Raw genomic sequence first — 23,576 nt, 5'->3', positions numbered from 1 at the left:
TTTATTACCTCCATCTATATAAAATCAACCGATCAAAAGTCCGTTCTTGTTCACAATATATTAAGTTTTGCTTCATAAGCTCAAGCATCGCCATAAATGTTATAATAATGTGTGGTTTCGAATAATATGGAAACAAGGCGTCGAAAGGAACACCATTTTCACTTAATTCAACAATTTCTAAAACTTCTTCCATACGTTGTTGGATTGGAATTTCAGTTTTTTCAATAGTAGTCGTGATCGGTCGATTCCACTTTTTTCGATTAAAAACATTTTGCATTGCTTGTAACATATCATAAACTGACGCTGCATTTTCTTTAATGGGTGGTTTAATTTTCTTAATATCTTCTAAAATTTCAGGAGATCTTGTAAAGCTTTCCTTTTCTTCACCTTCAATTTCTTTCAATTGTTCAGCAGCCTCTTTATATTTGCGATATTCTATTAATCTAGCGACAAGTTCCGCTCTTGGATCATCTTCTTCATAATCATCTTCTTCAATTATTTCTGAATTTGGTAAAAGCATCTCACTTTTAATGGCGAGTAAAGTTGCAGCCATCACTAAATATTCACTAGCAACATTTAGGTCTAATTTTTGCATGGTTTCTATGTATTCCAAATATTGTGTCGTAATAAGGGCTACAGGTATGTCGTAAATATCAATTTCATACTGTTTAATTAAATGGAGTAAGAGATCTAATGGACCTTCAAAACCATCAAATTTTACCTGATATGATTCAATCATTTTGAGGACTCCTTCATAGTATCACTAGACTAACAAGTATTATAACATATTATCATTTTAACTACTTTGAATTTATGAAACTATCAAAGATAATGCATAAAAATTGAAAAAAGAGCTATTTCTCCGTAACGAAAGAAATAACTCTAAAAAATCACGTTGTAAGAATTGGTTAGACACATTTGCTTAGAAATGATTTCGTGAGTTCATTAGCAACAATTTGATAGTCGCTATAATAATTTTCACGAACATCGTGAATCATTTTTTGTCCAATTCCTTGTTCTCGATGTGATGGATTAACAGAAATATGCTGTACAATGACTTCACCATTTGCTTCTTCAACTTTTACACCAATGGCTCCTAATACGTCGTCATTCTCTTTCCACAAATAAAGTTGCCAGTTCTCATTTTCTTCGTATGCTCTTATAGTTCCTGTTAATTTTTTAACATCTTTCTCTTCAGGCATAAAAGATAATAGACCCATTGCAATCTTTTCCATCGACTTTTTATATCGGATTAACATATTTACCCCTTTACTAGATCTTCATCAAGATCTGATGACTTTACTATTGTTTCACAATTATTATATGCAAACAGCGCATCATTGTTAAACTTCTTCAACAACCACTGATTGCATAACGTCACCTTGTCTAATACGTAGGACGACATCCATGCCTTCGATTACCTGTCCAAATACAGTATGAACACCATCTAAATGTGGCTGTGGTTCATGAACAATGAAAAATTGACTACCACCTGTATCTTTTCCAGCATGAGCCATTGATAAAGCTCCAGCAACGTGCTTGTGAGGGTTACCTTCAGTTTCACATTTAATTGAATATCCAGGACCACCTGCACCTGTACCTGTCGGATCTCCACCTTGTGCTACGAAACCAGGAATGACACGATGGAATGTTACACCATCATAGAATTTTTCGTTTGCTAATTTTTCAAAGTTTGCTACAGTACCTGGTGCAGCGTCTTCGAATAATTCAATAACAATTTTTTCTCCATTTTCAAATGTAATTGTTGCTTGTTTTGACATATTAATTCCTCCATCTACTCATACGATAAGTCATATCGAGATACATCTTGATAAGTTTCTCGTTTTACGACTAATTTATCTATTCCGTTTTCTATAAATACTACTGCTGGTTTGGCAAATCGATTATAATGGCTAGCCATTGAATAACCATATGCCCCAGTGCTAAACATTGCTAGTATATCACCCGCTTCAATTTCTGGCAATCTTAAATCCCAGATTAACATATCACCAGATTCACAACACTTACCAGCAATAGAGCCTTGATAAGTTTTAGGAGCATTGACTTTATTAGCAATCACAGCATCATATTTAGCATCATATAAAGCAGGTCGAATATTATCCGTCATGCCACCGTCCACTGATATATAATTGCGAACATTTGGAATTTCCTTTTTAGAGCCTACTTCATATAAAGTTATTCCTGCGTTCCCCACAATTGCTCGACCTGGCTCAATCCAAATTTCAGGAAAGTCCATTTGATACTTATTTGCTTGTGTATTTATCTCTTCGACTAGTGCAGTAACGTAATGCGATAGTGGCAATGGTTGATCATCACTTGTATAGCGTATACCAAAACCACCACCAACGTTTAAAACTTCTGGATTAAATTGATATTTAATCTTCCACTCATTCATAAGGGAATATAATCGTTGAACAGCTAAAATAAAACCATCCGTTTCAAAAATTTGCGATCCTATATGGCAATGTAATCCTTTTAAGTGCATCCGTTTAGACTTAATGATAAGATTAAACGCTTCTTCAGCCTGTCCGCTTGCGATATCAAAGCCAAATTTAGAATCTTCATTACCTGTTAAGATATAGTCATGAGTATGTGCTTCAATACCTGGTGTCACTCGGATTAAAACATCGATTTGATGATCGTGTTCATTTAATAATTGCTCAAGTAGTTTAATTTCATGGAAGTTATCTATTACGATACAGCCAATTTTATTTTCAATCGCCATTCTTAATTCATCTATACTCTTATTATTTCCGTGTAGATGAATTTTCTCTACTGGAAAATCAGCTTTAAGTGCGGTATACAATTCACCTTGTGAAACAACATCTAGACTTAAACCTTCTTGTTTTGCTACTTGTAGCATAGCTACAGAAGAAAATGCCTTACTTGCATATGCGACTTGTGCTTTAACGCCTAGCTTATTAAATTGATTGACAAAAGCTCGTGCATTTTGACGTATTTTCTCGACATCGTAGACATATAATGGAGTTCCATATTTTTTTGCTAATTCAATCGTATCGATGCCCCCAAAAATAAGGTGGTCTTTTTCGTTTGTCTTTAATTGTTCATTCACCTTATGATCCCCCTATTAATTAAACATGACATTTATCTGATGATGTAAAAAAACATCCCTTAAGATTGTATTCTGAGACATTTAATCAAGGGATGTTTAAAAGTTTGGTCTTTGTCACGTTCTCCCTAACTAATGACACTTTAAAGTTGTAGCAAATGTCTTAGTACCGGTTAATTTGATAAAATCAATTTATCACATGTTATTAATGGAATCAACTTTAATGTCATACTTAGTCTTTTTTCTGCTTTGCGTGTGTAATGCTCGGACGAGTCTCTTTCGCAGGTACACTGTATCTAATTAAGATTTGTCGCAATGCTCTAAAATTAAAAGGGATAAACGGCCATAAATATGGTGTATTAAATGATTTTACACTAGCTAAAGACAAAATGTAGAGTGTTGTCGTAATAACAAACCCTGGCAAATTAAATGCAAATGTTGCAAGTACAATAATAATCCGCGCTAATTTATTAGCAATACTTAATTCATAGCTCGGTGTTGCATAAGAACCTACTGCAGCAACTGCAACATATAGAATAACTTCTCCTGTAAATAGCCCTGCTGAGATGGCAATATCACCAATTAATACAGCTGCTATAAGACCCATTGCAGTTGATAGAGGTGTAGGCGTATGAATTGCTGCCATCCTCAGTAGTTCCACCCCAACATCTGCTAGGATAATTTGTAGGAACAACGGTACATTACCTGTGTTTTCATTAGGACCAATAAACTGAAGTGCTTCTGGTAATAGATTTTGTTCAATTGAAAGTAAATACCAAAAAGGTAGAATAAAGATCGAAACAAAGATCCCAATAAACCGAATCCATCTCACAAATGTACCAGATGAAGGCGTTTGACGATATTCTTCAGCATGTTGGACATGGTGAAAAAATGTCGTTGGCGTAATGATCATACTTGGTGATGTGTCTACCATTAAGATCACATGACCTTCAAATAAATGGACAGATGCTACGTCTGGACGTTCCGTGTATCTTACAATTGGAAACGGGTTAAAGCCTTGCTTTACTATATATTCTTCTAAAGCTTTATCAGCCATTGATAGACCATCTGTTTTAATCGATTTTAACTCTTGCTTAATAATGTCTATCAATTCTGGATCAGCTAAATCCTTAATGTAAGAAATACAGATATCTGTTTTTGAACGATCACCAACTTGAATGATCTCATTTCGTAATCTTGGGTCACGAATTCTCCGTCTCGTAAGCGCGGTATTTTGAATAATGTTTTCAGTATAACCATCTCTAGAACCACGTACCACCCGCTCGGTATCTGGTTCCTCAGGAGACCGGCCCGGGTATGATCGTACATCAACTATCATCACTTTGTCATAACCATCGATAAAAATGATGACCAAGCCAGATAACAATTTGGTAATTGCTTCATTAATATCATCTAGCTCCTCAAATTGTTGATGGACAATGCGATTTCTAACTATATCTACTACTTTCATTGATTCAGATTCATGATCATTGATACGCACTAATGACTTTAACAATTCAACAAGTATTGTCGTATCACACAATCCATTGACAAAGTATAGTTGAACTTTTGTTCCTAAAATGATGACTTCACGAAAGTCCGCATCAAATGATACACCAACACCGACGTGTTCTCGCATGTAACTTTCAACCTGATTAATTTGCCCAATTTTCAAAGAAGATTTTCGTTGTCTAAAAATGTCGTCACTTCCTTTACAATAAACTCCCGTTTAGTATGAGAATTTACCATAAAAATATACGAGTAAAGGTTATTGTAGAAGTGATATAATCAGATCGACACTTAGACAATCTACTAAATGCATGATCTAAGTTTGAGACATTTGTTGTTTCATTGTTTTTAGTATTTTCTTTTCTAATCTTGAGACCTGAACCTGAGAAATCCCAATTCTTTTAGCTACTTCAGCTTGAGTTTGGTCTTGGTAATAGCGTAAATATACGATTAATTGTTCTCTTGGCTCTAAATTTTTTATCGTTTCTGAAATCAATAACTTATCAAACCAATCAGCTTCTTCCTCAGCCAATTGATCAAGTAGAGTAATTGGATCGCCTTCATTCTCATATACTGTTTCGTGAATTGAATGAGGCTGTTTTATCGCATCTTCTGCATGGATCACCTCTTCTGGGGTAACGTCTAATGCACATGCGATTTCAGAAATAGTTGGTGATCTGCCGAAAGATTTCGATAACGCCTCTTTCTCTCTACGAATCTTATTACCCAATTCTTTAAGTGAACGACTTACTTTTATCGAACCATCATCACGAATAAATCGTTGGATTTCACCAATTATCATCGGAACTGCATAAGTTGAAAACTTTACCTGATAAGATAAATCAAACTTATCGATCGATTTAATGAGTCCGATACAACCGATTTGAAATAAATCTTCTTGATCATAGCCACGATTTAAAAATCGTTGAACAACTGACCAAACAAGACGAACGTTTCTCTCTACTAAAATATCCTTTGCTTCTTGATCACCTAATTGACTTTGCTTAATATAATGTTTAACTTCTTCATCAGTCAATTGCCTTTGTTTTTTCACTTCATTTAATGACATGTCTCTCACACCCTATTGATGAATCGAGCGCGATTTTTGAAATGTTTTCTCTAGAGTAACTTTCGTTCCGTGTCCTAATGAAGATTCAACTAATACATGATCCATGAAGTTTTCCATGATCGTAAAGCCCATACCTGAGCGTTCTAATTCAGGTTTAGATGTATAGAGAGGTTGTGTTGCTTCTTCAATATCATCCATCCCAACACCAAAATCCTCGATCACAATTTTTAGATGGTGATCATTTATTTCACAGCTTAAATAAATATCAAAATCGCTCGCTTGCTCATAACCGTGAATAATCGCATTCGTTACTGCTTCAGAAACGACAGTCTTAACCTCAGCCAATTCTTCAAGAGTCGGATCTAATGGTGCAAGAAATGAAGCGACAACAATTCTGGCGAAAGCTTCGTTTTCACTAATACTTTTAAACGATATCTGCATGTGATTGTTCATTACGCTACCCCCAAATAGCTAAATGCCTCTTCTTCACCCTGAGCACGTCGCATTATCTTAAACATCCCCGACATTTCAAATAATCGATTAACGATAGGAGAAATTGAACAAATAACCATCTCTCCTTCGATTTGTCTAATTTGTTTATAACGACCTAAAATCACACCCAAACCAGAACTATCCATAAAAGTGAGTTGTTCTAAGTTAAGAATGATATGACGAATTCGGTTCCTCTCCATTTCGTTTTGCCACATTCGTCTTAGCTCATTAGCTTCATGATGATCTAGTTCACCCTTTAATCGGACTAACAAAATATCACCATGTACTAGAAATTTCTTTTCTAACATTGTCATTCCTCCCTAGCCTTTGCTTTTTCATTTCAAAAAAATGAGATACCTACATCATTCTTGATTAAAGCATGCAATTCCTTCTTATCGACAAAACTAGAAAAAACTAGGTAACATTCGACACAAATGCTATTCGTCTATTATGATTTGCCAACTTTAACTAATCTTCTAAATGAATCAGCCATTAGTTGCCAAACATTGGCGCGTTCAACATTTGCTCCAGCAACTAAATCAACTGAATCAATTAATTGGTCATTCAAATATATTTCTAAGCTTCCGACTACTTCGTCTTTTTTAATCGGTGCCATTATTTGATCATTAATCTCAATTTTAGTTTCAATTAAACTTAGATCTTCGCCCTTTTTAGTTAAAATAGATGCATTTTGTTTTGGATATACATCAATTCGATTGACTTCACCTTTAATAATTTCCATATCTGTTACAGTTTGTTCAGTCGTATATAATTGTTGAAGTTGAAATTGCGCATAGCCAAAATCTAACAAACGTGAGATCGTTGCATTTCTTTCTTTTGGTGATTCAGCACCCATAACGACAGCAATTAATCGCATATTGTCTTTCTTAGCCGTGGCTGTTAAGCAATATTTAGCCTCTTGAGTAAAGCCTGTCTTTAATCCATCGACACCTGGATAAAATTTAACTAGTCGATTCGTATTAACTAACCAAAATTCATCTTCAGTATCTTTTCTTAGATAATCTTCATAAATAGACGTATAATCTGTGATAAACTCATATTTTAATAGTTCCCTTGCGATCATAGCCATATCGTAGGCAGATGAGTAATGATCTTCCGCAGGTAAACCGGTCGTATTTTGAAAATGGGTCTGTTCTAAACCTAATTCTGCAACTTTATCATTCATCGCTTGGATAAAAGCTTGTTCACTACCATAAATGTATTCAGCTAATGCAACACTTGCATCATTAGCTGACGCGATAGCAACTGCCTTTAATAGATCATCTACAGACATTTCCTCATTGGGCTCTAGGAAAATCTGAGAACCCCCCATTGATGCTGCATGCTCACTGACGATGACAGTGTCATTTATACTTACTCGAGCCTCTTCTAATGCTTCAGCAACGAGTAATAATGTCATCATTTTAGTCATACTTGCTGGCGGCAATGGTTGATCACTATTATTTTCATACAAAACTTTCCCTGTATCTTGTTCAATAAGAATCAGACTTTTCCCTTTTAAATCTAAGTTTGGTTGACTTTCTTCTGCTAACAAACTACTTGGCTGTGCCAAATACATAAACAAGCACAAGAACAAAAAGATTCGTTTCATTGTACTAGCCTCCTCAATATTAATAATTTCATTTTTTCCAATTTTTCATATTTTTATAACAAAAAAGAGTGATATCGTATTATAATTACGAAATCACTCAATAATATTGTTCTTGCATATAAATAATAATTTTGATTAAGCCCGTGGATGGTGCTGACTGTAAATATCTTTTAATCGTTTTCTTGAAACATGTGTATAAATTTGCGTTGTGGATATATCAGCATGGCCTAGCATTTCTTGAACCGAACGTAAATCTGCACCGTTTTCTAGCAAATGTGTTGCAAACGAATGTCTTAACATATGTGGTGTTATATTTTTCTTAATGCCACTTTCACTAGCAAGGGTTTTTAATATTTTCCAAAATCCTTGACGTGATAAAGGTCTACCATGATGATTAACAAATAGTGCATCGACAGCCTTTCCCTTGACTAGAAATTCCCGAGAAGAATCTAAGTAGAATTCAATTGCCTCTTTAGCCATATCGCCTAATGGGACGATCCTCTCTTTGCCACCTTTACCGAAGCAACGAATAAAGCCCATCATCAAGTGTAAATCATTTATCGTTAAGTCAACTAGTTCAGAAACTCGCAAACCTGTCGCGTAAAGCGTCTCTACCATTGCCTTATTTCGAATTGATAATGGATCATCAGTTTGAATGGCTAATAATTGATCAACTTCTTCAGCAGATAAAACTTTCGGTAGATGACGTGCTTTCTTTGGTGACTCGATATGAATAGTTGGATCAACTGCAACTATTCTTTCCATTACTAAAAATTGATGAAATTTCCTTAGTGATGATAAAGTACGAGATATCGTCGTAGATTTTGCTCCATGATCATTTAAATGATATAAAAAACGAGTAGCTATAGCATGATCGACTTCTTCCCATTTTGTTATAAGCTCAATTTCATTTAAATAGCTTAAGTACTTATTTAAATCACGTCGATAAGCTTGAAGTGTATTATGTGAAAGGCCACGTTCAATTTGTATATAATGAATAAAATCTTCAATTTCGTACTTCATCCATTTCACCCCAACTATTAATTTAAGAAAAAATTAAAAATACTGACATGTTCAGCTGCTTTTTCAGGCTCAATCTTGCGTAATTGTTGTTGATATTCATTTCTCATCATACTAATTCCATACAATAGTATATAAAAAGTAATTGAAAAAATAATGATGACTTTACATAATTCTATTAAGATGATCTTGACTCGTTTCATTTTTAGGCATCCCTTCAATTAAAATAACATTCAGCCAGATTAATTGTTAATCAGTTTTAACAGGATGAATTGAGATTAAACCTAAAAATGATAAAAGAGCTATTTAATAACAGCTCTTTTTAATTTGATTACAGATTATTTAGATTGATTGCTTGAACGACAATTTCGACATATCCCATGAAAAGTTAGTCGATGATCTTTCACTTCAAATCCCCAATCGCGTTCAATAATTGCTTCAACATCTTCAAGTAAATCCTCTACGATTTCTTCTACAGTACCGCACTCCATACATACTAAATGATGGTGGAAGTGGGTAGCCCCCTCTTTTCGCAAGTCATATCGTGACACGCCATCGCCAAAATTTATTTTATCAATAATTTTTAATTCTGATAGTAATTCTAATGTTCGATATACTGTCGCTAAACCGATTTCAGGTGCTTTATCTTTAACTAGCAAATATATATCTTCAGCACTTAAATGGTCTTCCTCATGTTCAAGTAACACTCGTACAGTCGCTTCACGTTGTGGAGTTAGTTTATAACTTTGAGCATGTAGTTGTTTTTTTATCCGTTCAATACGATGTTCCATGATGGAATCCCCTCCCACTTTCTCAATTATAATCAGAGAGTGAGAAACTGTCAATTACAATAATTATAATTTGAAAATAGTTGTTAGCTAACTAAATAATAATGTTTATTAATTAATAAACTGTTTAACAATCGGAATAAGATAACTGGTACCGTATCCTTCAATCAGAGCTGCAACGATGCAAAAACCAAATAATACGACAAATACTAGTAAATATTGAATGAGCGGTTCTATTGTAAATCGAATCATTCTACGTCCAGACAATTTTTTTAGTAGTTGACCAGAAAAAAGCATCGCAATCGTCGCACCAAAAAGATAAACAGGAATGATAATCAAGTTTTGTGGTAAGATCGTAGTACTAATAAACATTAACCCTTTAAAACCATACTGCTGAACAAAATAACCTACTGTAAAACCAATAAATGTCCCTTTTACAAACACCATGACCCAAATAATTGGTAAACCTATTATAGATAGGCCTAGCAGAAAAATAATCAGCAAATATTGAAAATGTGAGAATAATGCTGATTTAAATAAATCTGAGTTGATCAAAATTTGTTGTTCATCAATTCTTGTGAAATATTGATTAACATAAAACAACAGATCTTGCTTCTGAGTAAAGTGCATCGCTAGGACAATGACCGCTCCAAAAATGAGACCGACGATAAATAAAACTATGATAAATAGATAACTTAATTGATTCGTTTCAATGTGTTGACCAATTTCTTTGCGAAATTTTAAGTTCATCAATCGTTTCACCACACATTCTATAATAAAGTTTTGATCAACTATATCAAAAGCTATACTAAAAATATGTAATGATAGAACGAAATAGAACTATTTTGATGATAAAAATTGAACTAGGCAGTTTAATATAATTAAACTCAATTTCATAATAAAAAAACTTGATTACTCACTGATTTTACCATATCGACCGCCACCACCTGTATGAATGGTAATCTTACCAGTTCGAATCTGTTCAATTTGAGCCGCGATTCGATTTCCTACTAGATGCTCTATTTCACTTATATCCGCTTCATGTAAAATAGCCATTTCTGTTCCGAAATGTTTAAGTAATCGTTCATATGTCTTCTTACCAAGTCCATGAACATAATCTAGAGGGACATGATAATAATATGGTGGCCTTATCCGATCATCTACTTCGCTAGAGCTTATTTCTAAAATTCTTTCTGAAACGCCTTTAATTTTGCCCGAACGACCACACGATTTATACTTATCTTCGGTAAATGAGGTACCTTCACAATATTTACAAATTGATTGATAGTATTTACCTAGCCGTGGGTGCATACCATAGTTGGCAATAATCCTCCGTCCATCCTTCTCTTTTAGGGCTTTTTCAAATTCGATAAAGCTACTATCTCTCATTTGTATCAATTGATATTCTCGCGCCATTTTGACTAAAGAATGTGCGTCTGAATTTGTTAAAAATGGATAATTCGTTAATTCATTTATTTGCTTAACCATATATGTGTCTGAACTTAATCCTAATTCAATCGCATCGATCAATTCTGGATTTAAAACTTCCGTTAACGACTTTTTAACCCCTTTACCATAGAGACTCTTAAAAGGCGTAAAAACATGAGCTGGTATAAATAAGCCACCAAGTTCTTTGACTTTTTCCTGTAGAGTGATGGCTGAGACATAAACTCTTTGTGAACTGAGTTGAATATTTTTCATCCGGTCCTTTAACCAATCTGTAAAATTGATAATCGTGGCCAAATACGGAAAAAAACATAATAAGTGGATCGGACCTAATGCACCATGATCATAAACTTCTAACTCAACACCTAAAAGTAATGTCACCGATTCAAATTGAATCCCACCTTCATCTAATTCATATGCTTGATTACTACTAATTAATTGCATCATTTCATCTTGAACTGATGGTACGTGACAATCAACAATACCGATTAAATCTAACCCCTTATTTCTACTGGCCTCGGCTAAGATATTAGTTAATGTTAAGTTTTTAGAACCGGTTATTTTTACAGGTCGATTAAATTGATCTCTACCAATATGAATATGTAGGTCAGCATAAAATGACGTTAACATTGTCTGATTCCTCTATTTCAGATGTAATTTTAAATATTGAATCGCATAACTTGTTTTAATATCATGAATGCGTTGTGACTTTTCGAACATTTCTAATTCTTCAATCGTATATTCATATACTTCAACAAACTCATCTTCATCAAGCTGTCGCCCATCTTCAACCAATGTTAATTGTTCTGCTAAATATAAATAAAGAATTTCATTAGCAAAACCTGGTGACGTGTAAAATGAAGTCAAATACTTCAACTGTTTTGCTTGATAGCCCGTTTCTTCTTCTAATTCTCGTCTAGCTGTCTCAGCAGGATCTTCACCGGCATCTAATTTGCCAGCTGGAATTTCAAGCAATGTCTTTTCTAACGGTTTACGATATTGCTCTACAACGACAACTTTTTGATCATCCGTTAGCGCAATAATGGCAACTGCTCCTGGGTGTGTAACTATTTCTCTAGTTGAAGTTTCGCCATTTGGTAAGCTAACTGTATCAACTTTTAGATCAATCATTCTACCAGAGAATATGTGTTCACTACTTATTGTCTTTTCCTCAAACTTTTTCATTGTTAGTCTCCCCCTCATTCAAGATACGATTACCTTTACTTTTTACTAAATTGTGATCTAAATAATCTTTCAATTAGTGTTGGAAATAAATAATGAATCTTTGTACCAAACGCCATCCACCACGGAAGGTTAATTTCTCGTTTTCTTTTAAATAAAACTTTTATGATCTTATTTGCTACATCGTCAGGTGTTAACATATAACGTGCGACTTGCTTTTGATAACTTCCACTTGGGTCAGCTCGTTTGAAAAAATTAGTTTTCACAGGGCCTAAATTTACTGTCGTAATGAATAGTCGATCTGTTTCACTTTCTAATCTTAGTGCGTTTGTATAAGCGATTAATGCACTTTTTGATGCACTATATATGCTAGCTTTCGGTGTAGCCATTTTCCCCGCAATTGACGCAATATTGATAATATGTCCAAAAGATTGTTTCTTAAAAATAGGAAGCAAGATTTTAATCGATTCAACAATTGAAAATAAATTTAATTGAAACATATGTAACATATCTTCGGTTTGCGTTAAATGTGCATATTCGAATACACCAATACCAGCATTGTTAATTACTGCATCAATTTTATGATGATCGTTAATAATTTTTTCAAATACTGCTTTACATGCATGGCTATTTGTTAAATCTGCTGCATAAACATAAACTGTCTTAGCTGATTTACTAGTTAACTGATCGTATAATTGATTAAGTTTCTTTTCTGATCGACTAATTAAAATTAGCCTCGCATTCATTTCTGATAGATTTGTCGCAAGTGCTCGGCCAATCCCGCTAGTTGCGCCAGTAATAATAATCGTCTTATCTGTAAAATCTCTCATTTTCAAACCCCCTGATACCACATTCTTCTATATTATGCTATGATTCATGTGGAATCGCAAATAATTATATGGTGGTGATCATTATCATACCGCTAATCATTGCCCATCGCGGTGCAAGTTACTATAGACCTGAGAATACGATGTCCGCTTTTCAATTAGCATACGATCAACATGCTGATGGGATTGAAACTGATATTCATTTGACAAAAGATCAAGTACCCGTTTTAATTCATGATAAAACGATTAATCGAATCACTAATGAACATGGACCTGTTAATGAGTGGAATTTCAAAGACTTGAAGCAATTAGATATCGGATCATGGTTTAATTCTGAATTTAAAGAGGAAAGAATTGTAGCATTAGAAGAATTATTACAATGGGCTCAAGCAAAAGATATTTTGATAAATTTGGAGTTGAAAATACATAAATCAAGTCATACTCAGATGGAAGATATCGTTTATGACCAGGTCAAGCACTATAATCTACTTGATCGTGTTATTTTTTCAAGTTTTAACAGCTTAAGTATTAAAAAGTTAATGGAGATAGACCCTTTGACTAAACGTGCCCTATTAACCAAAAGACATAATTTAAAGTTAATTGATTTATCAAAACAGTTAAAGACTGTTGGAATTCATATTAAGCATCAAAACACTAATCAAACAATTATTAATAAATATCATCATTATCAACAATACGTAGGTGCCTATACGATCAATCATCCCCAAGTAATGAGGAGATGTTTCCGGTCCAAATGTGATATGATTATTACGGATCGTCCTGACTTGGCTATTGAGAAACGCCAATTATACTTAAAGCAAATTACACAATAATTAATGAGAATTAAATGAGGTATTTTAAATGAAAATCACATTTTTAGGAACGGGAGCTGGATTACCATCTAAGCAAAGAAATGTTAGTTCAGTTGCCTTGCATTTATTAGACAACAAAGGATCAATTTGGTTATTTGATTGTGGTGAAGCGACACAGCATCAGATATTGCATACAACAATCAAACCACGTAAAATAGAAAAAATCTTTATTACTCATTTACATGGCGATCATATTTATGGTTTACCAGGTTTATTGAGTAGCCGCTCTTTCCAAGAAGGTATAAGTCCATTAACGATTTATGGACCAAAAGGGATCAGAGATTATATCGAAATGAGTTTATCAATTAGTCAAACTAAATTAGGTTACCAGCTTAATTTTGTTGAGGTCTATCATGGTTTTCAATTTGTTGAAAACGATTATACGATTGATGTGATTAAATTAGATCATGGTGTTGACTCATTTGGCTATCGAATAATTGAAGCGGATCAGATCGGAGAGCTTCAGGTAGACAAACTTAAATCACTTGGCATAAAGCCCGGTCCAATCTATCAACAAATTAAATCAAACGAAGTGACTCAACTACCTAATGGGGAACTGATTTACAGGCAAGATGTAGTCGGTTCAAATAAAAAAGGCCGTAAAATCGCAATTTTTGGTGATACACGTTATCCATTAAAAAACGTCGATTTTATTTATAATTGTGATCTTTTAATTCATGAAGCAACTTTTCACGGAGAAGATCAAAATTTAGCTGATCAATACTATCATAGTTCAAATGTTCAAGTTGCCGAACTTGCGAAACAGGCACAAGTTAAACAGTTAATTCTGACTCATATATCTGCACGATATCAAGAGCATGATCTCGAGGATTTTTTACGTGAAGCAAGAGCTGTATTTAAACAGACATTATTAGCACAAGATTTCCTAACAATAGATGTGCCAAAGGATACGCGCATAAAATAATGACGATCAGAAACGAGCTAGATTTGTATAATAGAATTAGAGCCACCTGGTAAAGTAGATCTCTATACCAGGTGGCTCTATTGCTTACATTAAGATTTTTTTGCCTGTCTCATTTAACTTTTATAGTCATCTAAAAAGTCTTTTTGGAAACTTGTCGTTGGTCTATCATTATTTACAGGTTGTTTGATTTTTTTAAACGGATTTTCACCGTATTTTTCACTCAACTGATCTATTACTTTTTGTAACGCTTCATCTTCTAAATGATCCTGATAAGTAAATAAATTCAATTGTTCAACGGCTTGTTCTTTTTCGATTAAATTTTGTGCAGTAATTCCTAATAATCGAATTGGTTCGCCATTCCAATTTACATCAAACAATTCATTAGCAATTGCAAATATTTGATCTTCCATAAAAAAGTATTCATCATGTGTCAGACTTCGAGTAATCGTTCTACGATCATGATATCGAATCATAATTTGTAGTGTCTGTGCGACAACCTCTTTTCTCTCTAAACGAACAGCAACCTTTCGAGCGAGTCTTCGAAGTAATGTTGCAATCACCGTTTCATCAGTCGTATCCTCACGTAAAGTTTCTGAATTACCGATACTTTTAAAATCATAAATTGCATCTGGATCTACTGGGCTCGGATCAATACCTTTTGCCCGCTCCTGTAGGCGCTCACCATTAACTCCAAGAATTCTCCTTAATGTAAATCGATCTGCTTCCACCAGGTCACCAATTTTATTAACGCCAATTCGCCTAAGTTTATCAGCTGTTTTTTCTCCAACGCCATACATTTCTTCAATTTGTCTTGGCCATAATTTTTTCGGTAAATCTCGTATTCGTAAAACTGTAATGCCCATAGGCTTCTTCATATCAGAAGCCATCTTCGCTAAAAATTTATTTGGTGCTATTCCAATACTACAAGGTAAATCTAGTTCATTTTTTATTCTCATCTGCAAATTATAGGCAATATCTAATGGTGATCCTAATTCATAACAGTCTGTGATATCAAGATAGCCCTCATCAATTGAGACAGGCTGAACAAGTGGTGTAATTTCTGCCATTAATTTAAATATTTCTTGTGATGCATGACGATAGCGGTCAAAGTTAGGTGGTAATACGATTAATTCTGGACATAGATTTTTCGCCTGCCATAATGGCATAGTTGTTTTAATCCCTTTTGCTCGGGCTTCATAGCTACTCGTCACGATAATTCCTCGACGCTCTTCTGGATTACCTGCGATTGCAAGCGGCTTTCCTTTTAATGATGGATTATATGCAGCTTCAACAGATGCATAAAAGCTATTGATATCGACGTGGAATATGACTCGTCCGTTTTTTGGATACCAAACTGACATATGATCGCTTCCTTTGTTGTCAGAAATAATAATATATCAACCTATGCTTGACTTGCGACTACTTTAATGATCTCAATCACAAGTTCTGTTAATTTAACCAGTTCTGAAATTGGCATTTTTTCATTAGTTGTATGAATGTCTTCATAACCAACAGCCAGATTAACAGTCGGAATACCAAACCCTGAAATAATATTCGCATCGCTTCCTCCACCACTTTGTTGCAATGCACTGTTTCTACCAATGTTTTTCACTGCTTGTTCTGCTACTTGTACAACGTGATCACTCGCTGATAGTTTAAAACCTGTATACATCACTTCAGTATCTAGCTCAACTTTACCGTCAAGCTGACTTGCTGCATCAATAAACGCCTGTTCCATTGTAGCGGCTTGTTTTTTAACTTTATCAGGACTTAGTGATCTTGCTTCTGCAAGAACCTCAACATAATCGCAGACGATATTTGTCTTTTGACCACCTTCAAAACGACCAATATTTGCAGTCGTTTCTTCATCAATTCGACCTAATGGCATTTTGGCAATAGCTTTAGCAGCAATCGTGATTGCAGAAACCCCTTTTTCTGGTGCCACACCTGCATGTGCTGTTTTACCTAATACTTTAGCTAACATTTTAACCTGTGTTGGAGCTGCTACAATAATATCGCCTACTGGACCATCACTATCAAGTGCAAAACCAAACTCTGCATCAATTAATGAAGGGTCTAATGCTTTTGCACCGACTAAACCTGATTCTTCACCGACTGTAATGACGAATTGTATTTGACCATGTGGGATATTTTGTTCTTTCAAGCAATGAATAACTTCAATCATCGTTGCAAGTCCAGCTTTATCATCAGCACCTAGTACAGTTGTACCATCTGTTTTAATAATGTCATCCTCAATGATCGGCTTAACATTTTTACCCGGGACAACTGTATCCATGTGAGACGTGAAATATATTGAAGGTGCATTGATGTTTGCTGGTAATGTACAAATGAGATTGTTAGCTCCAAAGCCAGTTTTTTCTTTTGCATCATCCTCAACAACCTCTAGGCCTAACTCAGTAAATATATTTTTTAGCACACTAGCAATTTCTGTTTCTTCGCCTGTTTCTGAATCGATTTGTACGAGTTCTAAAAATTGATTAATTAATCGTTGTTTGTTTATCATTGAATAAATTCTCCTTTATGTCTAATAGTTAACTTGATTCGATATTTTATAAAAGGCTTGTCACTTACTATAAATCACGATACAATAGTTCTATGATTTCCTGTTTGAAGGAGGTATTTTTTATGGCTAAAAAAAGAAAAGTAAAGAAAACAAATCATAACATGCAAACAGAGCGTAAGCCTTCGAAAAAAGAAAAGCGTAATAAATTAATAGTTTACTTAATGATTATTATTATGCTAGGGTCTGCATTAACTACTGTGTTAGCACAGATCTTTTCATAAGAAGAGTAGCTTAAGAATTAGCTACTCTTTTTTTATGCACAGTTTTCAGTTACTGCGCGGTTCTTAATTTGTAAATAGTGTTCAATTTCGAAGAGTAATTGAAATAAATTTGCTCTAATTTCAAACTCTTGTCTAGTAGTAGGGAGCTGTTCTCTCTCAAAGTATGATTTTAACCACTTGACCTGATCAAGGTGGTAATTTACCGCATTATTTGGATAAATTGCATCTGCAAGGTCAGTATACAGATCGGCTATTTTATGCGATTGCTTAATGGTCATTTCTAATGGCTCGATAATTCTAATCATTTGTTCTAAACTATCTAATTGGACTTTTCGCATTGTGAAATAATCTTTATGTCGATGTGCCTGTTTACCAAAAGTATTACCAATACTCCGCTCTACCCATTCTTCAGCTTGGTGAATTTGAGTCTTCAATGCATTATAACGTTTTATAGGTAATTCTTTACTTTCCCCTCTTAAATATGAAGCAAAATGACGGAACATTTGCTGATAATTTGCTTCTATCTCTTTTTTATATTGCGTCAATTTATGATCCAAACTTGGCATATATAAATTTAACACTAAAGCGACGCCTATTCCCAATATCATAATCACAATTTCATTAAAGATAATTTGTTTATTTATCGTACCTAAGTCATAAAAATGAAAAATCACAACTAGACTTGTGACTATTCCTGGCGCAATTTTTATGATCTGAGCAGTTGGGATAAAAATAAGTAATAATAGACCGACTGTCCATGGTTCATAACCGAATTGTTCAAAAATAAAGTATGCAAAGACAATCGACAATAAACCAGCAGCGAATCGTTGGCCGGCGATTAAGAATGATTGTTTCCGAGTTGGCTGAATACATAAAACAGCAATAATACCAGCCGACCCAGCGAAGCTTAAATTAAATGTCTCTGCAATTAAGACTGCAATTGGAACAGCCAGAATCATTTTAAGCATTTGATAATTAAATTTCACAGCGCTCTGCTCCTCACCCACAAAAAATATAAAAAAGTTATGTAATCATGATGATTTGTTACAACCCTATCTTTCATTATAATTTATAATGCTGGATTATTCAAAACCCATTAGAAAACCAGAATAAAACATTCCTATGAACTATCGAATGTTCTATTCTGGCTTTTTGTAATTTTTAATAGATAGGGGTTGTATCACCTGATATATTTTCTAATATCGTCTTAACATGGGACATAAATCTACCACAGATTACTCCATCTAATATGCGATGATCTAGTGATAAACATAGATTGACCATGTCTCTTGCAGCAAACATATCATTGATAATAACAGGTTTTTTTACTATCGATTCAACTTGTAAAATCGCAGCTTGTGGATAATTAATTACACCCATTGACTGAACTGAACCAAATGTACCTGTATTATTAACTGTGAATGTTCCACCTTCCATATCAGCTTGTGTAAGCTGATTATGCTTTGCCTTATAGGCTAATTCATGGACACTTTTCGCGATACCTTTAATACTCTTTTCATCAACATTATGAATCACCGGAACGTATAATTCAGTTTCATTACCGACGGCAATAGATAAATTAATATCTTTATGTTGAATAATTTTATCGCCTTGCCATGAACTATTCAATTCAGGGAATTCTTTTAAAGCTTTTGCTACAGCATTTAAGAAGAATGCAAAATACGATAAGTTATAACCCTCTTGTTCTTTGAATTTATCTTTTTCAGCATTACGGTATGCAACTAAATTGGTGACATCTACCTCAATCATCATCCATGCATGTGGGATTTCTGTTTTAGAACGGACCATATTTGTTGCAATTGCTTTTCTAATTCCTGTTACCGGGATTTCACGATTAATAGACTGAATGATTTTAGTATTTTTCTTAGCTGATGTAATGTTAGCAGGTATTTTGTTAATAGATTGGTTTGACTTTGCTTTATTTTGCTTTATATAGTTCATAACATCTTTACGAGTAATTCGACCTGATAAACCAGTTCCAGTTAACTCGCTTAAATTAATCTGATGTTCTTGAGCTAACGTGAGTACAGCGGGTGAATATCTATTTTTCATTATTTCTTGCTTTGTTTCAGCTTCGCTTTTATCTGTTTGCAAAGTACCAGAACTATTAGTATTCTCCACTGTTACTTCATCTTGATTAGATTCAATCAATATTTCACAAATAGGGGTACCGACGTCGACAGTTTCATTTTCATTTGCAAGTAATCTGACAATTTTACCTGAATATAATGCAGGGACTTCAGCATTTACTTTATCTGTCATCACTTCTAACACTGGTTGATACTGTTCGATTGTATCACCAGCTTGAATCAGCCATTGACTAATCGTTCCCTCTGTGACACTTTCACCTAATTGCGGCATTGTCATCGTTTTTATCGTCATTTAAATCCCTCCAATCTCTTAGAATGACGACAAGTCAAGCATAGCTTGTTTAATTGAATCTTGATTCACCATAAATGCTTTTTCTAATGTTGGTGCATACGGCATGGCGGGAACATCTGGACCAGCTAGTCGCTTTATCGGTGCGTCTAAATCAAATAAACAGTATTCGGCAATAATAGCTGCTACTTCACTTATAATGCTGCCTTCCTTGTTATCTTCTGTAATGAGTAAAACTTTACCTGTCCTCTTCGCAGCGTCAATAATCGCGTTTTGATCTAGTGGGTAGACAGTTCTTAAATCAAGAACATGAGCATCTACCCCTGATTCTTCGGCTAATTGATCCGCAATTTCCTTGACGTAGTGTAACATGAGTCCATATGAAATGACTGTTATGTCTGATCCGTTTCTCACAACATTTGCTTTCCCAATTGGAATCACTTCATCAGTTGATGGAACTTCTTCTTTAAGTAATCGGTAAGCACGCTTATGTTCAAAGAATAAAACTGGATCTGGATCTCTAATTGCAGCTTTTAATAGACCTTTAGCATCTCTAGGACTAGAAGGCATAACAATTTTCAGGCCCGGTTGATTAGCAAAGACAGCCTCTATTGATTGTGAATGATAAAGTGCTCCATGCACACCACCACCATATGGTGCTCGTATCGTAATTGGACTACTCCAATCATTATTAGATCTATAACGAAGCTTAGCCGCTTCTGAAATTATTTGATTAACTGCAGGTAAAATAAAATCAGCGAATTGAATTTCAGCAATTGGAATCATGCCATACATCGCTGCGCCAATGCCAACACCAACTATGGCCGATTCAGCAAGTGGTGTATCAATGACCCTCTGTTCTCCAAATTTCTCATATAATCCATCTGTAGCTCTGAAAACTCCACCACGTTTTCCAACATCTTCACCAAGAATGAATACTCGTTCATCCCGTTCCATTTCTTCTTCCATTGCTAATTGAATCGCTTCAATATATGATAATATGGGCATATTTTCCTCTCCTCATATATGATGAATTTTCATTTACTAAAATCATTGTTCATAAAAATATGACCAAATGTTTAATTACTGATACACACCATCAAATAGTGTTTCAGGTGCTGGATACGGTGCTTTCTCTGCAGCCATTGTTGCTTGATCTATTTCATGTTTTATTTTTGCTTCCATTTCTTCTTCTAACTCAGTAGTTAAAATATTTTGATCTGATAAATATTTTTTAAAACGGAGAAGTCCATCTTCTTTTTTAGCCGTCTCAATTTCTTCTTTCGTTCGATACGTTAAATCATCATCATCACTTGAGTGAGCTGTTAAACGATAACTAACAGCTTCAATTAATGAAGGTCCTTCTCCATTGATTGCACGTTCTCTCGCTTGCTTAATCGCTGAATAGACAGCCAATGGGTCATTTCCATCTACTGTTTCACCGTACATTCCATAACCAATGGCGCGGTCTGAGATGCGCTCACAAGCCACTTGTTTATTAAGTGGAACTGAAATGGCATATTGATTATTTTCCACCATGATGATAACTGGTAATTTATGAACTGCTGCAAAGTTAGCTCCCTCATGAAAATCACCTTGATTAGTTGAACCTTCTCCCAAAGTTACAAATGAAACCGCACGATCATCGTTCATTTTACACGCTAACCCTACTCCTACTGCATGTGGGACCTGGGTAGATACAGGTGATGAACCAGATAACATCCGTAATCGTTTCGATCCGAAATGACCGGGCATCTGTCTTCCGCCTGAATTTGGATCAGCTGCCTTAGCAAAAGCTTGTAACATTAACTCTTCTAGTGTCATACCTAATGTTAAAACGACTCCAAAATCCCGATAATATGGTGCTGAATAGTCATGGTCTCGATCTAGTGCGTACGCCGCGCCTACTTGTAATGCTTCTTGGCCTTGACAAGAGACTAAAAATGGTATTTTTCCAGCTCGATTTAACAACCACGTCCGTTCATCAAAACGTCTTGCTGTTAGCATTAGTCGATACATTTCTAAGCAATCACGATCTGTTAATTGTAAATCTTTATGATTTAACATCATATCCCCCCTCATATAGTGTGTACTGGTTGATTTTCCATCGCTAAAGCAACCTCTTGGATTGCCTCGCTTAATGACGGATGTGGATGAATATTTAATCCAATCTCTGATGCTGTTGCATCTAGTAGCATCGCTAAACTAGCTTCAGCGATTAACTCTGTCACATCTTGGCCAATTAAGTGAATGCCGATAATATCATTTGTCTCTACATTAATAATCATTTTTATAAAGCCATCACTATGTCCGTTAATTAATGCTTTACCAATTGATTTAAATGACAATTTTTTTATTTTAAAATTAATATTTTGTTCTTTTGCTTGTTGTTCAGTTAAACCAACTGTTGCGACTTCTGGTTGGCTATATACACAACTAGGTGTAAATGTTGTATGTTGAAACTTTTCAAGTACACCAGCCATATGCTCAACCGCTAATTTCCCTTCATGAGCTGCGACATGCGCAAGTTGTGCTCCACCTATGCAATCTCCAACAGCATAAATGTGATCTTCTTTCGTTTGATAATACTGATTAACCGTTATAAAACCAGCATCATTAGTTTGTATTGATGTATTGTCAAGTCCAATATCATCAGTATTTGCAGATCTTCCAATCGCGACAAGGACTTTTTCAGTCGAGATTGAAAGAGTACCTTCGTTTGAAACAATTTCTAAATCAACAAGTTGCTTGTGATTAATCTGCTGATTAACAATCTTAGTACTTGTTAATATTTTTACACCTTTTTGTTTTAACTCTTTCATTAACTGCATTGATAAGTCTTGATCAAATGATGGTAATAGCTTTGATTCAGCCTCAATAATCGTAACATCGACACCAAAATCGTGAAAAAGTGAAGCAAACTCCACACCAATAACACCACCACCAATAATAACGATTGATTTAGGTAATTCTTTAAGTGCTAATATGTCATCCGAAGTGAGAATGTAATCACCATCAATCGGCAGAACATTTAGTGTCCTTGCCCTAGTTCCCGTTGCTAGTAAAACATGTTTACCAACTAGAACCGTATGATCTCGCCCATCATCATACTGCACTGATATCGTTCCAGACATTGGTGAAAATATAGATGGGCCGAGTAATCTACCATATCCATTTATAATCTCTATTTGATTTCGTCTCATTAAAGTTTGTAATCCTTGATAAAGCTGATTGATGATTTTATCCTTACGAGCTAATACTTCTGAATAATGAAGTAAAGGATGTGATGTTTCAATTCCGAATTTCTGGCTATTAACAATTGATTGAAATACAGAAGCACTTTTTAATAAACTTTTTGTTGGTATACAGCCTTTATGCAAGCATGTTCCACCAATAAAATCCTTTTCAACTATTGCCACTGTCATTCCCAATTGACGAGCACGAATTGCAGCTACATAACCTCCCATACCACCACCTAATATTACTAGGTCATAATTATTACTCATAAAAAAAGCTCCTTTTTCAAAAATTTAGTCTA

The 23,576-nt window shown here is 34.7% G+C and carries 26 protein-coding genes; 3 read left to right on the top strand and 23 right to left on the bottom strand.

The genetic code is table 11. The features are described from left to right. Positions 1-4 precede the first annotated feature (4 nt). The 16 genes from AXY_RS06245 to AXY_RS06170 form a co-directional block, all read right to left on the bottom strand. Entirely contained in the window at positions 5-739 is a 735-nt protein-coding gene (locus AXY_RS06245) for a segregation/condensation protein A (protein WP_015009947.1), read from the bottom strand. A 169-nt stretch (positions 740-908) separates the two neighbouring features. After that, positions 909-1,259: a GNAT family N-acetyltransferase gene (locus AXY_RS06240; protein ID WP_015009946.1), complete on the bottom strand. Its 351-nt coding sequence runs from the start codon at positions 1,257-1,259 to the stop codon at positions 909-911. An 84-nt stretch (positions 1,260-1,343) separates the two neighbouring features. Continuing rightward, positions 1,344-1,781, bottom strand: coding sequence for a peptidylprolyl isomerase (locus AXY_RS06235; RefSeq protein ID WP_015009945.1), 438 nt, complete (start codon positions 1,779-1,781; stop codon positions 1,344-1,346). A gap of 14 nt (positions 1,782-1,795) precedes the next feature. Further along, positions 1,796-3,094: a diaminopimelate decarboxylase gene (gene lysA / locus AXY_RS06230; protein WP_015009944.1), complete on the bottom strand. Its 1,299-nt coding sequence runs from the start codon at positions 3,092-3,094 to the stop codon at positions 1,796-1,798. Positions 3,095-3,323: 229 nt separating this feature from the next. Further along, positions 3,324-4,730, bottom strand: coding sequence for a spore germination protein (locus AXY_RS06225; protein ID WP_051007531.1), 1,407 nt, complete (start codon positions 4,728-4,730; stop codon positions 3,324-3,326). A 186-nt stretch (positions 4,731-4,916) separates the two neighbouring features. After that, positions 4,917-5,669 carry an RNA polymerase sporulation sigma factor SigF gene (gene sigF, locus AXY_RS06220; protein WP_015009942.1) on the bottom strand — a complete coding sequence of 251 codons (753 nt, stop codon included), beginning with the start codon at positions 5,667-5,669 and terminating at the stop codon, positions 4,917-4,919. 12 nt (positions 5,670-5,681) lie between these two features. Then, positions 5,682-6,122 (bottom strand): anti-sigma F factor, encoded by a 441-nt coding sequence (gene spoIIAB / locus AXY_RS06215; protein WP_015009941.1) that lies wholly within the window; start codon positions 6,120-6,122, stop codon positions 5,682-5,684. Then, the gene (spoIIAA, locus tag AXY_RS06210; protein ID WP_015009940.1) at positions 6,122-6,469 is read right to left on the bottom strand and encodes an anti-sigma F factor antagonist; all 348 of its coding nucleotides are present in this window, start codon (positions 6,467-6,469) and stop codon (positions 6,122-6,124) included. The genes spoIIAB and spoIIAA overlap by 1 nt, the downstream gene beginning before the upstream one ends. A 140-nt stretch (positions 6,470-6,609) precedes the next feature. Then, the gene (locus AXY_RS06205; protein WP_015009939.1) at positions 6,610-7,773 is read right to left on the bottom strand and encodes a D-alanyl-D-alanine carboxypeptidase family protein; all 1,164 of its coding nucleotides are present in this window, start codon (positions 7,771-7,773) and stop codon (positions 6,610-6,612) included. 135 nt (positions 7,774-7,908) lie between these two features. Next, complete coding sequence (gene xerD / locus AXY_RS06200; protein WP_015009938.1) at positions 7,909-8,796, bottom strand: site-specific tyrosine recombinase XerD; 888 nt, start codon at positions 8,794-8,796, stop codon at positions 7,909-7,911. 17 nt (positions 8,797-8,813) lie between these two features. Beyond that, positions 8,814-8,996, bottom strand: a complete 183-nt coding sequence (locus tag AXY_RS06195) for a hypothetical protein (RefSeq protein ID WP_041450123.1) — start codon at positions 8,994-8,996, stop codon at positions 8,814-8,816. Between the two features lie 135 nt (positions 8,997-9,131). Further along, positions 9,132-9,584, bottom strand: coding sequence for a ferric iron uptake transcriptional regulator (gene fur, locus AXY_RS06190; RefSeq protein ID WP_015009937.1), 453 nt, complete (start codon positions 9,582-9,584; stop codon positions 9,132-9,134). A 108-nt stretch (positions 9,585-9,692) separates the two neighbouring features. After that, complete coding sequence (gene spoIIM / locus AXY_RS06185; RefSeq protein ID WP_015009936.1) at positions 9,693-10,331, bottom strand: stage II sporulation protein M; 639 nt, start codon at positions 10,329-10,331, stop codon at positions 9,693-9,695. A gap of 162 nt (positions 10,332-10,493) precedes the next feature. Then, a complete protein-coding gene (locus AXY_RS06180) occupies positions 10,494-11,657 on the bottom strand; it encodes an endonuclease Q family protein (RefSeq protein ID WP_015009935.1) in 1,164 nt (387 codons plus the stop codon). A gap of 12 nt (positions 11,658-11,669) precedes the next feature. After that, positions 11,670-12,212: an NUDIX domain-containing protein gene (locus AXY_RS06175; protein WP_015009934.1), complete on the bottom strand. Its 543-nt coding sequence runs from the start codon at positions 12,210-12,212 to the stop codon at positions 11,670-11,672. 35 nt (positions 12,213-12,247) lie between these two features. Then, on the bottom strand, positions 12,248-13,039 hold the full coding sequence (locus AXY_RS06170) for an SDR family NAD(P)-dependent oxidoreductase (protein WP_015009933.1): 792 nt from the start codon (positions 13,037-13,039) through the stop codon (positions 12,248-12,250). Between the two features lie 68 nt (positions 13,040-13,107). Between AXY_RS06170 and AXY_RS06165 the strand changes: the two genes are divergently transcribed. Together AXY_RS06165 and rnz are read left to right on the top strand one after the other, a co-directional pair. Next, positions 13,108-13,869 carry a glycerophosphodiester phosphodiesterase gene (locus AXY_RS06165; RefSeq protein ID WP_015009932.1) on the top strand — a complete coding sequence of 254 codons (762 nt, stop codon included), beginning with the start codon at positions 13,108-13,110 and terminating at the stop codon, positions 13,867-13,869. A gap of 28 nt (positions 13,870-13,897) precedes the next feature. Beyond that, positions 13,898-14,833, top strand: a complete 936-nt coding sequence (gene rnz / locus AXY_RS06160) for a ribonuclease Z (RefSeq protein ID WP_015009931.1) — start codon at positions 13,898-13,900, stop codon at positions 14,831-14,833. Between the two features lie 113 nt (positions 14,834-14,946). On the opposite strand, the gene AXY_RS06155 is transcribed toward rnz, so the two are convergent. Beyond that, positions 14,947-16,194 carry a DNA polymerase IV gene (locus AXY_RS06155; RefSeq protein WP_015009930.1) on the bottom strand — a complete coding sequence of 416 codons (1,248 nt, stop codon included), beginning with the start codon at positions 16,192-16,194 and terminating at the stop codon, positions 14,947-14,949. A gap of 41 nt (positions 16,195-16,235) precedes the next feature. Further along, positions 16,236-17,357: a M20/M25/M40 family metallo-hydrolase gene (locus tag AXY_RS06150; RefSeq protein ID WP_015009929.1), complete on the bottom strand. Its 1,122-nt coding sequence runs from the start codon at positions 17,355-17,357 to the stop codon at positions 16,236-16,238. A gap of 122 nt (positions 17,358-17,479) precedes the next feature. Here AXY_RS06150 and AXY_RS12570 point away from each other — a divergent pair, with 122 nt between their 5' ends. After that, positions 17,480-17,638 carry a DUF4044 domain-containing protein gene (locus AXY_RS12570; protein WP_015009928.1) on the top strand — a complete coding sequence of 53 codons (159 nt, stop codon included), beginning with the start codon at positions 17,480-17,482 and terminating at the stop codon, positions 17,636-17,638. A gap of 32 nt (positions 17,639-17,670) precedes the next feature. Here AXY_RS12570 and AXY_RS06145 read toward each other — a convergent pair whose 3' ends face one another. The 5 genes from AXY_RS06145 to lpdA form a co-directional block, all read right to left on the bottom strand. Further along, positions 17,671-18,624, bottom strand: coding sequence for an aromatic acid exporter family protein (locus AXY_RS06145; RefSeq protein WP_015009927.1), 954 nt, complete (start codon positions 18,622-18,624; stop codon positions 17,671-17,673). A gap of 175 nt (positions 18,625-18,799) precedes the next feature. Further along, positions 18,800-20,041, bottom strand: a complete 1,242-nt coding sequence (locus tag AXY_RS06140) for a dihydrolipoamide acetyltransferase family protein (RefSeq protein WP_015009926.1) — start codon at positions 20,039-20,041, stop codon at positions 18,800-18,802. A gap of 18 nt (positions 20,042-20,059) precedes the next feature. Beyond that, complete coding sequence (locus AXY_RS06135; RefSeq protein WP_015009925.1) at positions 20,060-21,046, bottom strand: alpha-ketoacid dehydrogenase subunit beta; 987 nt, start codon at positions 21,044-21,046, stop codon at positions 20,060-20,062. 75 nt (positions 21,047-21,121) lie between these two features. Beyond that, entirely contained in the window at positions 21,122-22,120 is a 999-nt protein-coding gene (locus AXY_RS06130) for a thiamine pyrophosphate-dependent dehydrogenase E1 component subunit alpha (RefSeq protein WP_015009924.1), read from the bottom strand. After that, on the bottom strand, positions 22,117-23,544 hold the full coding sequence (gene lpdA, locus AXY_RS06125; RefSeq protein ID WP_015009923.1) for a dihydrolipoyl dehydrogenase: 1,428 nt from the start codon (positions 23,542-23,544) through the stop codon (positions 22,117-22,119). Before lpdA ends, AXY_RS06130 begins: the two co-directional genes overlap by 4 nt. Positions 23,545-23,576 lie beyond the last annotated feature (32 nt).

It is taken from the genome of Amphibacillus xylanus NBRC 15112, from assembly GCF_000307165.1.
Classification (GTDB): domain Bacteria; phylum Bacillota; class Bacilli; order Bacillales; family Amphibacillaceae; genus Amphibacillus; species Amphibacillus xylanus.
The sequence above is the reverse complement of the archived record's forward strand: the minus strand, read 5'-3'. Positions and strand labels throughout refer to the sequence as shown.

Coding starts and splice junctions, on each gene's coding strand:
- sigF (WP_015009942.1), bottom strand. CDS start 5,669: ATGTCATTAAATGAAGTGAAAAAACAAAGGCAATTGACTGATGAAGAA.
- spoIIAB (WP_015009941.1), bottom strand. CDS start 6,122: ATGAACAATCACATGCAGATATCGTTTAAAAGTATTAGTGAAAACGAA.
- AXY_RS06140 (WP_015009926.1), bottom strand. CDS start 20,041: ATGACGATAAAAACGATGACAATGCCGCAATTAGGTGAAAGTGTCACA.
- AXY_RS06180 (WP_015009935.1), bottom strand. CDS start 11,657: ATGTTAACGTCATTTTATGCTGACCTACATATTCATATTGGTAGAGAT.
- AXY_RS06165 (WP_015009932.1), top strand. CDS start 13,108: ATGGTGGTGATCATTATCATACCGCTAATCATTGCCCATCGCGGTGCA.
- AXY_RS06235 (WP_015009945.1), bottom strand. CDS start 1,781: ATGTCAAAACAAGCAACAATTACATTTGAAAATGGAGAAAAAATTGTT.
- AXY_RS06245 (WP_015009947.1), bottom strand. CDS start 739: ATGATTGAATCATATCAGGTAAAATTTGATGGTTTTGAAGGTCCATTA.
- spoIIM (WP_015009936.1), bottom strand. CDS start 10,331: ATGAACTTAAAATTTCGCAAAGAAATTGGTCAACACATTGAAACGAAT.
- xerD (WP_015009938.1), bottom strand. CDS start 8,796: ATGAAGTACGAAATTGAAGATTTTATTCATTATATACAAATTGAACGT.
- AXY_RS06175 (WP_015009934.1), bottom strand. CDS start 12,212: ATGAAAAAGTTTGAGGAAAAGACAATAAGTAGTGAACACATATTCTCT.
- AXY_RS12570 (WP_015009928.1), top strand. CDS start 17,480: ATGGCTAAAAAAAGAAAAGTAAAGAAAACAAATCATAACATGCAAACA.
- AXY_RS06240 (WP_015009946.1), bottom strand. CDS start 1,259: ATGTTAATCCGATATAAAAAGTCGATGGAAAAGATTGCAATGGGTCTA.
- AXY_RS06195 (WP_041450123.1), bottom strand. CDS start 8,996: ATGAAACGAGTCAAGATCATCTTAATAGAATTATGTAAAGTCATCATT.
- AXY_RS06170 (WP_015009933.1), bottom strand. CDS start 13,039: ATGAGAGATTTTACAGATAAGACGATTATTATTACTGGCGCAACTAGC.
- AXY_RS06130 (WP_015009924.1), bottom strand. CDS start 22,120: ATGAGGGGGGATATGATGTTAAATCATAAAGATTTACAATTAACAGAT.
- spoIIAA (WP_015009940.1), bottom strand. CDS start 6,469: ATGTTAGAAAAGAAATTTCTAGTACATGGTGATATTTTGTTAGTCCGA.
- rnz (WP_015009931.1), top strand. CDS start 13,898: ATGAAAATCACATTTTTAGGAACGGGAGCTGGATTACCATCTAAGCAA.
- AXY_RS06225 (WP_051007531.1), bottom strand. CDS start 4,730: ATGCGAGAACACGTCGGTGTTGGTGTATCATTTGATGCGGACTTTCGT.
- fur (WP_015009937.1), bottom strand. CDS start 9,584: ATGGAACATCGTATTGAACGGATAAAAAAACAACTACATGCTCAAAGT.
- AXY_RS06135 (WP_015009925.1), bottom strand. CDS start 21,046: ATGCCCATATTATCATATATTGAAGCGATTCAATTAGCAATGGAAGAA.
- AXY_RS06150 (WP_015009929.1), bottom strand. CDS start 17,357: ATGATAAACAAACAACGATTAATTAATCAATTTTTAGAACTCGTACAA.
- lpdA (WP_015009923.1), bottom strand. CDS start 23,544: ATGAGTAATAATTATGACCTAGTAATATTAGGTGGTGGTATGGGAGGT.
- AXY_RS06205 (WP_015009939.1), bottom strand. CDS start 7,773: ATGAAACGAATCTTTTTGTTCTTGTGCTTGTTTATGTATTTGGCACAG.
- AXY_RS06155 (WP_015009930.1), bottom strand. CDS start 16,194: ATGTCAGTTTGGTATCCAAAAAACGGACGAGTCATATTCCACGTCGAT.